General features: G+C 55.4%; 13 protein-coding genes. 1 reads left to right on the top strand and 12 read right to left on the bottom strand.

Features of this window, described 5'->3' with window-relative positions:
• Positions 1-112 precede the first annotated feature (112 nt).
• Entirely contained in the window at positions 113-1,267 is a 1,155-nt protein-coding gene (locus tag BLW59_RS11415; RefSeq protein ID WP_074697892.1) for an acyltransferase, read from the top strand.
• A gap of 73 nt (positions 1,268-1,340) precedes the next feature.
• On the opposite strand, the gene BLW59_RS11420 is transcribed toward BLW59_RS11415, so the two are convergent.
• The 12 genes from BLW59_RS11420 to BLW59_RS11475 all read right to left on the bottom strand — a co-directional run.
• Entirely contained in the window at positions 1,341-1,901 is a 561-nt protein-coding gene (locus BLW59_RS11420) for a UbiX family flavin prenyltransferase (RefSeq protein ID WP_029543366.1), read from the bottom strand.
• A gap of 23 nt (positions 1,902-1,924) precedes the next feature.
• Positions 1,925-2,560 carry an MBL fold metallo-hydrolase gene (locus BLW59_RS11425; RefSeq protein ID WP_318258529.1) on the bottom strand — a complete coding sequence of 212 codons (636 nt, stop codon included), beginning with the start codon at positions 2,558-2,560 and terminating at the stop codon, positions 1,925-1,927.
• Entirely contained in the window at positions 2,561-4,792 is a 2,232-nt protein-coding gene (locus BLW59_RS11430) for a RelA/SpoT family protein (RefSeq protein WP_074697893.1), read from the bottom strand.
• 15 nt (positions 4,793-4,807) lie between these two features.
• Positions 4,808-6,784, bottom strand: a complete 1,977-nt coding sequence (recJ, locus tag BLW59_RS11435; RefSeq protein WP_074697894.1) for a single-stranded-DNA-specific exonuclease RecJ — start codon at positions 6,782-6,784, stop codon at positions 4,808-4,810.
• Positions 6,785-6,944: 160 nt separating this feature from the next.
• Positions 6,945-7,859, bottom strand: coding sequence for a protein translocase subunit SecF (gene secF, locus BLW59_RS11440; RefSeq protein ID WP_074697895.1), 915 nt, complete (start codon positions 7,857-7,859; stop codon positions 6,945-6,947).
• Positions 7,852-9,102: a protein translocase subunit SecD gene (gene secD, locus BLW59_RS11445; RefSeq protein WP_074697900.1), complete on the bottom strand. Its 1,251-nt coding sequence runs from the start codon at positions 9,100-9,102 to the stop codon at positions 7,852-7,854. Before secD ends, secF begins: the two co-directional genes overlap by 8 nt.
• A 42-nt stretch (positions 9,103-9,144) precedes the next feature.
• Positions 9,145-9,513, bottom strand: coding sequence for a hypothetical protein (locus BLW59_RS11450; RefSeq protein ID WP_029543355.1), 369 nt, complete (start codon positions 9,511-9,513; stop codon positions 9,145-9,147).
• A gap of 28 nt (positions 9,514-9,541) precedes the next feature.
• Positions 9,542-10,252 (bottom strand): PP2C family protein-serine/threonine phosphatase, encoded by a 711-nt coding sequence (locus tag BLW59_RS11455; protein WP_029543351.1) that lies wholly within the window; start codon positions 10,250-10,252, stop codon positions 9,542-9,544.
• Positions 10,253-10,283: 31 nt separating this feature from the next.
• Positions 10,284-10,865 (bottom strand): 5-formyltetrahydrofolate cyclo-ligase, encoded by a 582-nt coding sequence (locus tag BLW59_RS11460; protein WP_074697896.1) that lies wholly within the window; start codon positions 10,863-10,865, stop codon positions 10,284-10,286.
• Position 10,866: 1 nt separating this feature from the next.
• Positions 10,867-11,148 carry a preprotein translocase subunit YajC gene (gene yajC, locus BLW59_RS11465; protein WP_139283652.1) on the bottom strand — a complete coding sequence of 94 codons (282 nt, stop codon included), beginning with the start codon at positions 11,146-11,148 and terminating at the stop codon, positions 10,867-10,869.
• Positions 11,149-11,250: 102 nt separating this feature from the next.
• Positions 11,251-12,378, bottom strand: a complete 1,128-nt coding sequence (gene tgt / locus BLW59_RS11470) for a tRNA guanosine(34) transglycosylase Tgt (RefSeq protein WP_029543341.1) — start codon at positions 12,376-12,378, stop codon at positions 11,251-11,253.
• Between the two features lie 416 nt (positions 12,379-12,794).
• On the bottom strand, positions 12,795-12,976 hold a 182-nt coding region (locus BLW59_RS11475), incomplete at its 5' end, for a transposase (RefSeq protein WP_074697902.1).

Consider the following 12,976-nt stretch of genomic DNA (forward strand, 5'->3'; position numbering starts at 1 on the left):
TATTTTACACCACAAAGCCCTTCTAGTGAAGCTATTTGTCTTCATTTATTCCTTCTCCCGGCAATTTATGATAGAATTAGCAGGTATCACATATAGATGGGAGTTTTATTTCATGCAAGAAAATAATCCTGCCGCGGCTGCCAGGAAGCCGCGGCTGCCGGCCATCGAGTATATCCGGGGCATTTCCATGATGGGAGTCATAGGCATTCATGTGGGCTCGCAGTATATAGGAAATCCTGCCTCCAATGCACATCTGACGGCCCTTTTTGAGATTTTCACCCGCTTCAGCGTGCCAATCTTCTTCTTCATCTCCGCCTTCGGGCTGTTCTACAACCTTGACCTTGACAACTGGAGCTACAGCCAGTTCCTCAAGAAGCGCTGGAAAACCGTACTCATACCTTATCTGGTCTGGTCAGTCTTTTACCTTGTCCATGACAGCTGGCTTTACGGCTCGGCACTGCCCAGCCCCCTGTATTTCTGCGGCATCCTTTTCTTCGGGGTGGCAAAGTACCAGCTTTACTTCCTGGTGCTGCTCTTATGGTTCTACCTGCTCATGCCCCTTTGGGTAAAAATGGTGAAGAAGCTTGACATGCTCTGGCTGATCTTCCTCCTGGGCTTGCAGGTGATGTTCGACTACTGGTCCAGCTTCTCGGAGCCTTTGAACCTCTTTGTCTACAGTCTGCCCGATGACTCGCTCCTGAAGCCCTTCTTCATGTACCGGCTCAATTACTGGGTCATGCACTACATCTTCATCTTTGTGCTGGGCGGCTGGCTGGCTGTGCATATAGAAGCCTTCCAATCCTTCATGCAGAGGCGCCGCGCCCTGGTGACAGCGGGATTCTTCCTCAGCATGGCTTCCCTGCTGGCCTATTATTACTATCTGCTTGGCCCTCAGGGCTATACCCAGCTTGAGGCCATCAACACCGCCCATCAGCTGTGCCCGGCAGGCATTGCCTACACCATCTGCGCCTCCCTGTTCTTCTTCACCATCTTCACTTACAACAATTATCCCCAGTGGCTGAAGAACCTGCTGCACATTTTAGGAAAACATTCCTACTTTGCCTATCTGGTCCACCCCCTCTTTATTGGGTACCTGGCACTTGTCCTGTCAAAGAGCGGGCACCTCATGACAGCAGGCATTGCCCTGGCCTTCTACTGTGCAGTCCTTTGCCTTTCTGTTGCCACAGCAGCCATCATGCGCAAAGCAGGCGATAAACTGCCTTTCATCAATGCCCTGACTATTGGCGTATACAAAAAAAATAAATGAACTGACTGGTGACTCAAAAAGCCCCAAGGCTGCCGCACATAATAGATGCGGCCTCCTTGGGGCCTTGCTTTATCTATTTTCCCTGCCAGGGCACGAATCTGCCGTAGCTAAGACCGAATCTTGCCAGCACTTTGCCCACAATATGATCCATCTGCCGTTCCAGAGTATCTGCCCCATTGTAAAAAGTCAGCATGGGCGGAACTATTGTGCAGCCGTAGTCTGCCGCCTCCTTGAGGTTGCGCAGGTGGATGCGGGACAGGGGCATTTCCCGTGGCACCAGCACCAGCTTGCGCTCCTCCTTGAGGCACACATCTGCGGCTCTTAGCAGCAGATTATCTGCAAAGCCTGCCACGATACCAGCCACGGTCTTCATGCTGCAGGGCACGATGATCATGCCGTCCGTGGGATAGGAACCGCTGGAAATGCTGGCGGCCAGATTTTTATTATCGTAGACCACGTCGGCCAAAGCCGTGAAGTCCTCCACCTTGAGGTTCGTTTCCCAGGCCAGGGTTTCCCTGGCACCTTCCGTGATGATGAGCTGGGTTTCCACTTGAGGAAACTCCCTGAGAGACTTGAGCAGATGATAGCCCAACAACGAGCCGCTGGCTCCGGAAATGCCTACAACCAGACGCATAGAATCAGTTTTCTCCATTCCAATCAACTAAGATACGGGTTATGCACACGTTCCCAGCCTACCGTGGTAGCAGGGCCGTGTCCCGGATAGACCTTGGTCTCCTCCGGCAGGGGCAGGATTTTTTCCTTGAGACTGCCCACCAGGCTTCTGAGGGAGCCGCCGGGGAAGTCACAGCGTCCGATTTCCTCAGCAAAGAGGGAGTCCCCGGAAAAGAGCACTCCCGCCTCCTCAGAGTAGAAACAACAGCCGCCAGGGGTGTGTCCCGGGGTATGGATAACCTTGAAGCTGAAGCTGCCACAGGGGAAAACCGCTCCCTCACGGAACACCTTGTCCGCAGGCTCTCCCTCCATAGTGCCCCCTGCCATGTAGGCAAAGAGGTTCTGACGGCTGTCCGTCAGCATGGCGGCATCATCACCGTGGATATGCACCTGCACTCCCAGCTTCTGCCGCAACTCCTCCACAGCGCCGATATGGTCCCAATGACCGTGGGTGAGCAGGATGGCCTGCACCTTGATGCCTTCCCCTTGAATGCGGGAAAAAATCTTCTCTGCCTCATTGCCAGGGTCCACTATGAAGCCCTCTTTGCTGTCCTCATCGAAAGCCACGTAGCAGTTTTCTTCAATGGGTGCCGTAGGAATGGTATATATCTTCAGAGCCACTTACTCTCCTCCTTTATTTGCCCCGCCAATCTTGCGGGTGACGCTGTAGACGTCTTTCACCCGGCGCAGGCGGGTCATGATCTGCCCCACCTGGCTGGAGTTCTTCACATCCAGCCCCAGAATCACCGTGGACGTCTTGTTGTTGCGGTTGGGGTTGGCATTGACGCTGCGGATATTCATGCGCATCTCAGAGGGCACAGCCAGCAGCTCAGCCAGCATGCCGCTGCGGTCATTGCAGATAATCTCCAGCTCTACTGTGTAGACCTTGTCAAGGCCAATATCCCAGGCCACCTCGATCATGCGGGAAAAATCCGCATCATTCATGACGTTGGGACAATCTGAGCGGTGTACGGATACGCCACGGCCGCGGGTGATATAGCCCGTGATGGGGTCGCCGGGAATGGGGTTGCAGCAACGGGCCAGACGCACCAGGAGGCCGCTTTCCCCCTCCACCAGCACTCCGTGGCTGGATTTCCTGTGCCTGTCTCCACTGCCGGGCGGCTGCTTGAGCTCAGACAGCAGCTTGGACACATCAGGCGAAGTGGCCTCCTTCACATCTTTCTTATAAAGCTCGATGAGCTTCATCATGATGCCGTGGAGAGCCACCCCGCCGTAGCCCAAAGCCGCCAGCAGGTCATCTTCCGTCAGGATATTGAGCTTCTGGGCCACCTGCTCCAGCCGGTCTTCCTTCATGAGCTCCTTGGGCACATAGCCCAGACGCTTGGCCTCTTCCTTCACCAGTTCCCGGCCACGCTCGATATTCTCCTCCCGCTTCTCCTTCTTGAAGAAGGTGCGGATCTTGCTGCGGGTCTCAGAGGAGGCCACGATGTTCAGCCAGTCGCGGCTGGGACCGCCATTGGCCTTGTTGGTAAGGACGGAAACAATATCGCCGTTGCGAAGCTTCGTTTCCAAAGGCACCAGCTTGCCATTGATCTTGGCCCCCACGCAGTGATGGCCCACTTCCGTATGGATGCGGTAGGCAAAGTCAATGGGAATGGAACCCTTGGGCAGGTCAATGACGTCGCCTTTAGGCGTAAAGACAAACACCTCGTCGGAGAAGATGTCAACCTTCATGGCCTCGAAGTATTCCTTGGGGTCTGTATACTCCTGCTGCAGGTTCACCATCTGCCTGAGCCAGGACATCTTCTGGTCAGTCTCGCTGCCGGCCCCCACACTCTTGCCGGTTTCCTTATACTTCCAGTGAGCCGCTACACCGAACTCCGACACCTGATGCATGGCAAAGGTGCGGATCTGGATTTCCAACGGATACCCCCTGGTCATCACCGTAGTATGCAGGGACTGGTAGCCGTTGGACTTGGGCATGGCTATGTAGTCCTTGAAACGGCCCGGAATAGGCTTCCACATGGCATGGATAACCCCCAGGACGCCATAGCAGTCCTTGACGCTCTCTACCAGTACGCGCACGGCGGAAAGGTCGTAGATTTCGCTGATATCCTTGCGGTCACGCTTCATCTTCTTGTAGATGCTGTAGAAATGCTTGGCACGGCCGCTGATATCCGCCTTGATATTGCTCTCTGAAAGCTTTTCCTTGATCTGCTCAATGGAGTCATCAATGAAGGTCTGGCGCTCCTTGCGCTTCTGCTTGACGCTTTCCACCAGGTCATAATAGGTCTCCGGGTCAAGGTAGCGCAGGCAAAGGTCCTCCAGCTCCCACTTCACATTGGAAATGCCCAGGCGGTTGGCCAGAGGCGCGTAGATCTCTATGGTCTCCTTGGCAATGCGCTTCTGCTTGTCCTCCCGCATGTACTTGAGAGTGCGCATATTGTGCAGGCGGTCCGCCAGCTTTATCATGATGACCCGGATATCCTTGGCCATGGCCAGGAACATCTTGCGATAGTTCTCCAGCTGCACCTCTTCCTTGGACTTGTACTGGATGCGTCCCAGCTTGGTCACGCCGTCTATGAGCATGGCCACTTCCTCGCCAAACATTTCCTGCATTTGCTCGTTGGTATAGATGGTGTCCTCCACCACATCATGCAGAAGAGCCGCACTGACAGTCTCATCATCAAGGTGCAATTCCGTGAGAATCTGGGCTACATGCAGGGGGTGGATAATATAGGCCTCACCGGAAACGCGGGTCTGGCCCCGATGGGCAGACTCTGCCAGTTCATAAGCCCGCTGGATGAGGTCAATATCCGCCTGGGGCTGGTATTCCTGAACAGAGGCAATGATGCCCTCTATGGTTACGGGTTTCTTCCCTTTATCGTTCATCCTTGCTCACTCCTCTCAGCGGTGACGCCTGAAGGTGGGCGACGCCTCCAGATCCATCTTCCCTGCCACCGGGGGCAGATAATAGCCCTTTTCCTCTAAATCCTGATGCAGTATGCCCAATTCCTGGAAAATCCGCAAGGCCCGTTCAAAGGTATAAAGGGAGATATGCTCTCCTCTGGCAGCAAAGCCCGCAGCCAGCACCTCAGCCCCGCCGGGAATCCTGCCCTGCTGCTTCTGCAGCCCCATGAGATAGCGGTAAATCCCCGCCAAAGTCTCCCTTTCCGGGAAGCGGCGTTCTTTTTGGGCCGGAGCCAGTGACTCTACGAAGCACTGAAGGCTCCTGCGCCCGTTCCACTCATTGATGGCAGGGGTGTAGACCATGTCCAGCTCCTCGGCGTTGACAATGGGAGCCAGGTCACTGTGGTTCCAGTAAAGGGCCGTGACGGGCTGCCCCTCAATCCCCGCCTGGAAGCGCAAATGCTGCTTCTGGGTGCCGATAGCCTGAGCCTCGGTGCCGCGCATATCCCGGCAGCCAAAGGCAGGCTTGGGATTGCCCATGCCGTAGGGCTCCAAAAGGGACAGTTCCTCTATCATCTGGAAGGTCACTTCATGGGGAGGCATCTCAAATTCCACTGTGACCTTGGGCACGTAGTCCTCTTCCCTTAAAGTCCTGCCTGCATAAGCCTGCAGGGCGCGGCGGAAATCATCTATCTTTTCCTCCTTGAGGGAAAGGCCAGCCGCCATCTCGTGACCGCCAAACTGCAGCAGCTCCTCCTTGCAGGCAGTGAGGGCTTCATACATGTGAAGCCCCTCAATGCTGCGGCAGGAGCCCTTGCAGACTCCATCCTCCTGAATGGAAAGCACCACTGTGGGCTTGTAATAAGCCTCCACTAGCCGGGAAGCCACAATGCCTATGACACCGGGATTCCACCCCCTGCCTGCCACCACAATGGCAGCCATATCCTCCGGGTCTTCCTCACCTGCCTTAAGTTCTGCCATGGCAGCTGACAGGATCTCTGCCTCAATGGACTGGCGTTGACCGTTGAGGGCATCCAGTTCCTGAGCTAATTTCTCCGACATCTCCACATCTCTGGACAGAAGCAGCCGCACTCCATCCAGACCGCTGCCCAGCCGTCCGGCTGCATTGAGCCGGGGGGCCAGCATGAAGCCAATATGGCCAGCAGTTATTTCCTTGTCCTCAAGACCTGCTACGTCCACCAAAGCCCGCACGCCTAAGAAATCCGAATCCTGCAGCTTGGCCAGGCCTGCTTTGACAATCTTGCGGTTCTCCCCTACCAGTGGCACTATATCCGCCACGGTTCCCAGGGCAGCCAGTTCCAGGTCCCCCTGAAAATCTTCCCCCTTCAGCCTCTGCCATAGTCCCTGACAGAGCTTGAAGGCCACACCTACCCCGGCCAGATTCTTGTCAGGATAGGGACAGTCAGCCCTATGGGGATTGACCACCGCCAAAGCCGGAGGCAGGACTTCCCCTGGCAGATGGTGGTCAGTGATGACAATATCCAGTATGCCTCCCATAGCCTTCACATCTTCCACGGAAGCAATGCCGCAATCCACAGAGACCAGGAGACCTGCCCCATTGTCAGCAATTTTCTCCAGGGCTTTCAGATTGAAGCCATAGCCTTCCTTTTTCCTGTCCGGTATATAATAGGCTGTCACAGCCCCCAGAGCACGAAGATTGTGCACCAAAAGAGAAGTGGCGGTCATACCATCCACATCATAGTCCCCATAAACCACGATTTTCTCTCTATCCCTGATAGCCCTGGCAATGCGCTCCACTGCCGCCTCCATGTCCTTCATCAGGAAGGGGTCGTGAAAGGGCATCTTCTCCGGGTGCAGGAAGGTCTCTGCCTCCGCCGCCGTCCTGAAGCCTCTGTGCCAGAGGGCCTGAGCAGTGAGCTCTGTCACATCCAGCTCCCGGGCCAGTTTTTGGGCCTCAGGCACCGCCTCATATCTTTTCCATTCTTTCAGCATATCTTACTCCTAAATTTTTCTTTACCAGTATAAAATTCGTGAGAAATGCAAAAAAACCTTTTCTTTCCCTGGGCTGAAACCAAAGAAAATGAAAATTAGTTTCAGCCTATGGAAAGAAAAGGAGCCCGCCCTCAAGGGCATGGGCTCCGTGGATAACTTATTATTTAGCCTCGGCAGGCTGGGCTACGCGCTTCTTCTCAGCCCTGTTGCGCAGGGTGATCCAGATGGGGCTGGCAATGAAGATGGAAGAATAGCAGCCGGAAGCAAAGCCCACCAGCAGGGCAAAAGCAAAGTCCTTGGTGGTCTCGCCGCCGAAGAAATACAGAGCCGCCGTGGTGAACATGACCGTGAACACGGTATAAAGGGAACGGGTCAGGGTCTGGTAGACAGAGGTGTTCACCAGCTGGTTCACATCCCCGCCCCGGCGGAAGTGCAGGCGCAGGTTCTCGCGGATACGGTCGAAGATAACGATGGTATCGTTGATGGAATAACCCACGATGGTCAAAAGCGCCGCAATGAAGGAAGAGTCAATCTGCCGCTGGGTGAAGGAGAACACCGCCAGCACGATGAGGATATCATGCACCAGGGCCAGCACCGCGGCAATGCCGAAGCGGAACTCGAAGCGGTAAGCCACATAGGCAATGATCAGGGCCCAGGAAACCACCAGAGCCATGACAGCGTTGGTGATGAGCTCGCCACCGATGGTGGCGCCCACCTTTTCCTCCCGGAGCACCGTATAGGAACCAACCTGCTCCTTGACGCTGGCCATGACAGCCTTGCGCTCCTCTTCCTCCATGTCGGAGGTGCGGATCATGACATTCTCACCCTCGGTGACACCGCTCTCAGCCCCGGAGAGCTGGATGGTGCTGCCCTCCAGGCCGTAGGGCGTCAGGCTCTGACGCACCTGGGCGATGGTCACGGGCTGGTCGAATTTCAGGTCGATGATGGTACCGCCAGTGAAGTCGATACCGAAGTTGAAGCCTCTCACAGCCATGCAGAAGAGGCCGGGGATGATTACCAGGGCAGAGAGGAGGAACCAGATTTTCCTATGCCCTGCAATATCAAACTTAGGCATTGGCAGTATCCTCCTTCTGTCCTGGACGTTTATCCATCAGCATGTAGCCGTTGGCGCCATAGGCGTTGGCATTGGTGGAAATCTTGGAATCAATCATGAGCTTCAGCATGTAGCGGGTCAGGGTAATGGCCGTCAGCATGGACAGCAGGGTACCAAGGCCCAAAGTGATGGCGAAGCCGCGAATGGTGCCTGTGCCAAGGAAGAACAGCACCATGGCTGCAATGATCGTGGTGATATTGGAGTCGAAGATGGTGGTGAAGGCACGCTCAAAACCAGCCTGCATGGACAGGCGCAGGGTCTTGCCGTTCAGCCTGTACTCTTCCTTGAAATGCTCGAAAATCAGCACGTTGGCGTCAACTGCCATACCAATGGAGAGAATGATACCAGCCACACCGGGCAGGGTGAGGGTTGCATCCAAAAGATAGAGCAGGCCCAGCAGCATCATGGTATAAGCCATCAGGGCAATGTCGGCAATGAAGCCGGAAAGACGATAGAAGATAATCATGAACACCAGCACTGCTCCCAGGCCTACGGCAAAGGCGAAGGCGGACTTGTCCTTGGAATCCTGTCCCAGGGACGGGCCCACCGTGCGGGTCTCTATGATATTGACCTTCACGGGCAGGGCACCGCTGCGGAGCACCACAGCCAGGTTCTGGGCTTCTTCCAGGGTCTTCTGGCCGGTGATCTCGGCCTTGCCCCCCAGGATGGGCTCACGGACATTGGGCGCCGTCAGCACTTCGCCGTCCAGCAGGATGGCAATGGTGCGGCCCACGTTCTTCATGGTGAGGTCAGCGAACTTCTTGGCACCCTCGTCAGAGAAGGTGAGGTTGACCACATTCTGCCCCGTCTGCTGGTTGGTGGCAGCCTGGGCATCCTGCAGATCGGTACCGTTCAGCACCGTATTGCCTTCCTCATCCTTGAATTCCAGCATGGCGGTCTTGCCGATGGTCTTGATGGCCGCATCCGGGTCATTGACGCCGGGCAGCTCGATGATGACGCGGCGCTCGCCCTCACGCTGGATGATGGGCTCAGTGAGGCCCAGCGCATTGACGCGCTTCTCCATAATGGTGATGACGCGGTTCATGGCATCGTCATTTACCTGGGCAATGTCTGTGTCCTCAGCCTCCAGCACCACATGGGTGCCGCCCTGGAGGTCAAGGCCCTGGCGGATGGAGAAGGCCAGGGGCTTCACGAAAGCCAGGAACAGCGCCACAATAGCTATGACGCAGCCCAAGAGCTTCATAAGGCTTTCTTTCTGCAAAAGATTTCAATCCCTTCTAAGTTATTAGGCCGAAGCCTTGCAGGAAGCGTGTTCCTGCTGGTAGTTCTCGACAAACTCTATAACCTTCTGCCTGACGGCAGCGGCATCAAGTTCATCGGTCTGTATGTAAAGGTCCGCATGGGCCTTGGCATCAGCCAGGCGCTTGTGCTGGGTGACCAGGCGATCCTCCCCCCAGTAAACCAGCCGCCGCTTGTGAATGGCAGGCAGGGTGGCATCGATCATGACCAGGATATCAGGATTCTTCTTGGCCCAGAAGTTATGGACACAGGAATGCTCCTGAGCTACGTTGTAAGCATCGTAACCAGCCTCTTTAAGTCCCGCCACCAGAGTGGTCTTGCCGCTGGCACATACTCCGACAATGGCAATCTTCATATCCGGCACCTCTTTCAAAAAGGAGAACTCAATACGGATAGGTCACTTCAAACTGCTCAATCTTCGGCTCACTTGGAGAGCCGCCTGTAATGCCCATGACCACCACGGTCATATCGTCCGAGGCCTTTTCCTGATCCAGGGACAGGGCGTATTCCATGATGCTCTTGGCAATGTAGGCTGCGTCCTCTGGTCCGTTCTTGCGGACAATCTCCAGGATCTTCTCAAAGTCAGCCGCCTGGCCTGTGCGCTTGCGGCCCGCATGGGCAATGCCATCGGTGTAGCTCACTACCACCAGCCCCGGAGTCAGGGGAAGCTCGTACATGAGAGGCTTCATGTGGCGGTTCACGCCAATGGGGCTCACATCCTCATCATACACCGTCTCATATTCCTCAGTCTTTACGATGACAGGACAGTTGGAGTTCCGGCTGATGACCAGAGTCTCCGTATCCAAGTCTGCGCTGAGGACTGTCAGGGTACAGGACACCTTCTTGTCCTTCATGGCGTAGAGGTAGTCATGCACGGCCCTGGCCACAGCCCCGTCCCGGGCTCCGTCAGAAATCAGGGATACGGCCTTGTTCACCACCCAGCTGCTGGTATGGTGAGCCGCCAGTCCGTTGCCCTGGCCATCAGCGATGATGGCAGAAATGCCCCCGTGGGGACGCTCCGCAATATCGCAGGAATCACCGCAGATGCCCGTGGCATACTTGGCGGTCTTGGCAAGTCCAATTTTTACTTCCATAAAAATCACACCCTATCCTCCGCGGGGTCATTCACTGCCCCCTGCGGCAATCTATGAAGCGGGTCTCGGTGATGATGGCCTCCACCCGCTGGTCATGCGCTTCCATGGGTATTTCCTCTGCCAGCTGGCAGTCAAAGCAAAGAGCGATGCGGCGGGCCTGTGGCTCCCTTTCGGACAGGAACCTGTCATAGAAGCCCGCTCCCATTCCCAGTCTTGAGCCATCGCGGCCGAAGGCTACTCCTGGCACCACTATCAGGTCCAAGGAGCCGGGAGGAAGCATCTCCCTTCCCTCCTCCGCCACGGTAAGAATGCCATAGGCACCTTCCGTCAGGTCTTCCAGAGCTTTCAGCCTCACGGCCCCCATCAGCCCCTTGGAGATAACGTAGGGAAGAGCCAAAAGCTTGCCTACATTCAAGCTGTGCTCAAGCAGGCCCTGCAGCTGCACCTCATCTGCCATGGAAGCATACGCCATCACAGCACGAGCCTGTTGATAAGCTTCAAGCTCAAACAGCCTGGCCATAATAGCCTCAGAAGCCTTTTGCCGATATTCAGCGGACAGGCTACGCCGGGCCTTGAGGATTCCTTTTCTCAGCGCCCCCTTGTCCACTGCCATCTCAGGCCTCGCTCTCCGTCACAGAAGCAATGGCTGACCTGGCCGCCTTGATCTCCACCTGATTGGCAATCTTCAGGCGGACACTCTTTTCATCCAGGGCCGTGATCACTCCGTAGATGCCACCGATAGTAACTACCTCATCGCCAGCCTTCAGGCTGTCAAGCATAGCCTGACGGCGCTTCTGTTCATTCTTCTGGGGCCTGTACAGGAGGAAGTAAAACACCGCCACCATAACGAAGATAGGCCCCCAGGTGCCAATGGCCGCCAACATATCAGGACTCAATAGAAACACTCCTTTATTTCATACCTCCACCGCTTGCGGGGGAGGGGGACCACCGAAGGTGGTGGAAGGGGGAAAACAGCCACAACTAACAATTTCTGTATGTCACTTGTTCCCCCGCGGATTATAATTCTCCAGGAACTCTGCTCTGAAGGCCGGGAACCTGTCCTCCAGGATGGCTGTGCGCATGCGGCGCACGAACTCTTCCAGGAAGTAGAGATTGTGCAGGGACAGGAGCCGCAGGCCGAAGATCTCCCCTGCCCTCACCAGATGGCGGATATAGGCCCGGGTGTAGCCATTGCGGCAGGCATAGCAGCCGCAACCCTCTTCCAGCACATTGTGGTCATGGGTGAAGTTGGAGTTCTTCATCACCAGGCGGCCGTGCCAGGTCATGGCCATGCCGTTGCGTGCCACCCGGGTGGGATAGACGCAGTCAAACATGTCAATGCCCCGGGCCACGCCCTCCACCAGATGGTCAGGCGTGCCAACCCCCATGAGGTAGCGGGCCTTGTCCTTGGGCAGATGGGCCGTGGAATACTCCAGCATCTCATACATGAGTTCCTTGGGCTCGCCTACAGAAAGGCCGCCCACGGCATAGCCGGGGAAGTCAAGGGCCGTCATTTCCTTGGCGTGCCACTCACGCAAATCCTTGTACATGCCCCCCTGGACAATGCCGAAAAGTCCCTGATTTGGAGCTGTCATGGCAGCCTGGCAACGCTTGGCCCAGCGCAGGGTGCGCTCCGTGGAGCGCTTGGCATACTCATAGTCCGCCGGATAAGGCACACATTCGTCAAAGGCCATGACAATGTCAGAGCCCAGGCACATCTGCACCTCCATGGACACCTCAGGCGAGAGGAACTTCCTGGAACCATCCAGATGGGAACGGAAGGTTACACCTTCTTCAGTGATTTTCCGAAGCTCACCCAAGCTGAAGACCTGGAAGCCGCCGCTATCCGTAAGGATAGCCCCATCCCAGTGCATGAACTTGTGCAGCCCCCCGGCCTCTTTAACCAGCTCCATGCCAGGGCGCAGGAAGAGGTGGTAGGTATTGGAAAGGATAATCCCCGCCCCCAGGTCCTTCAGTTCCTCGGGAGAAACCCCCTTCACCGTAGCCTGAGTGCCCACAGGCATGAAGATAGGCGTAGGAAAAGAGCCATGGGGAGTATGGATGATACCCGCACGGGCACCAGTGGTCTCATCCTGCTTGATGAGCTCATAGGTAATCGCAGCCAAACAAAAAAACCTCCATTAGTCGTATGAAATTGATACAACCACACTATTTATCGTTTGAGGGGTTGCAAATCTTCTCCTCAAAAACACAGGGGGTTGCATCCCGTTTGCGAGTACCGTGAAGCCTTGTAACGACTAGGTTCCGAGCTTTATTGGTTGCATGTGGCCTGCCAAAGCGCAGAGCGCACCTTGTCTTGCCTGTGACTCCCTTTGAACTCGCATAACAGTTATTTTACCATAAAATAAGAAGAGAAGACAAGAAAATGGGGCTGTTGCATGAGTATAATTCCACTTATGCACAGCCCCTTTTCCTTGTTGATGTATAAGAAGTTCCTATTCGTTGTAAAATCCACTAAAAATGAGCACAAGATACCAGGCGGTATAAAAATCGCCTTTTTTCTTGTGCTCTTATTTTGTATTCAGGCTGCGTTATTCACAGGGAACAGGTGCTGGCCTGCTCTGTCTGACTGGATTTTGCAGTGCAGCTTTTGAATATTGTAAGCCATAGCCACCAGCATGATCTCAACAAGGACATTTGCTGTGCCGCGGCTCAGGAACCTTCGGAAATTCATGTCCGCCTTCATCATTGCAAATGCACCTT

The organism is Selenomonas sp. KH1T6 (assembly GCF_900108415.1).
Taxonomy (GTDB): Bacteria; Bacillota; Negativicutes; order Selenomonadales; family Selenomonadaceae; genus Selenomonas_B; species Selenomonas_B ruminantium_A.

Bases quoted from the DNA above. Each gene is read 5' to 3' on its own strand.
- BLW59_RS11460 (WP_074697896.1), bottom strand. From the start codon at position 10,865: ATGGCAGTGGACAAGGGGGCGCTGAGAAAAGGAATCCTCAAGGCCCGG.
- BLW59_RS11415 (WP_074697892.1), top strand. From the start codon at position 113: ATGCAAGAAAATAATCCTGCCGCGGCTGCCAGGAAGCCGCGGCTGCCG.
- BLW59_RS11430 (WP_074697893.1), bottom strand. From the start codon at position 4,792: ATGAACGATAAAGGGAAGAAACCCGTAACCATAGAGGGCATCATTGCC.
- BLW59_RS11455 (WP_029543351.1), bottom strand. From the start codon at position 10,252: ATGGAAGTAAAAATTGGACTTGCCAAGACCGCCAAGTATGCCACGGGC.
- secD (WP_074697900.1), bottom strand. From the start codon at position 9,102: ATGAAGCTCTTGGGCTGCGTCATAGCTATTGTGGCGCTGTTCCTGGCT.
- BLW59_RS11450 (WP_029543355.1), bottom strand. From the start codon at position 9,513: ATGAAGATTGCCATTGTCGGAGTATGTGCCAGCGGCAAGACCACTCTG.
- BLW59_RS11420 (WP_029543366.1), bottom strand. From the start codon at position 1,901: ATGCGTCTGGTTGTAGGCATTTCCGGAGCCAGCGGCTCGTTGTTGGGC.
- secF (WP_074697895.1), bottom strand. From the start codon at position 7,859: ATGCCTAAGTTTGATATTGCAGGGCATAGGAAAATCTGGTTCCTCCTC.
- recJ (WP_074697894.1), bottom strand. From the start codon at position 6,784: ATGCTGAAAGAATGGAAAAGATATGAGGCGGTGCCTGAGGCCCAAAAA.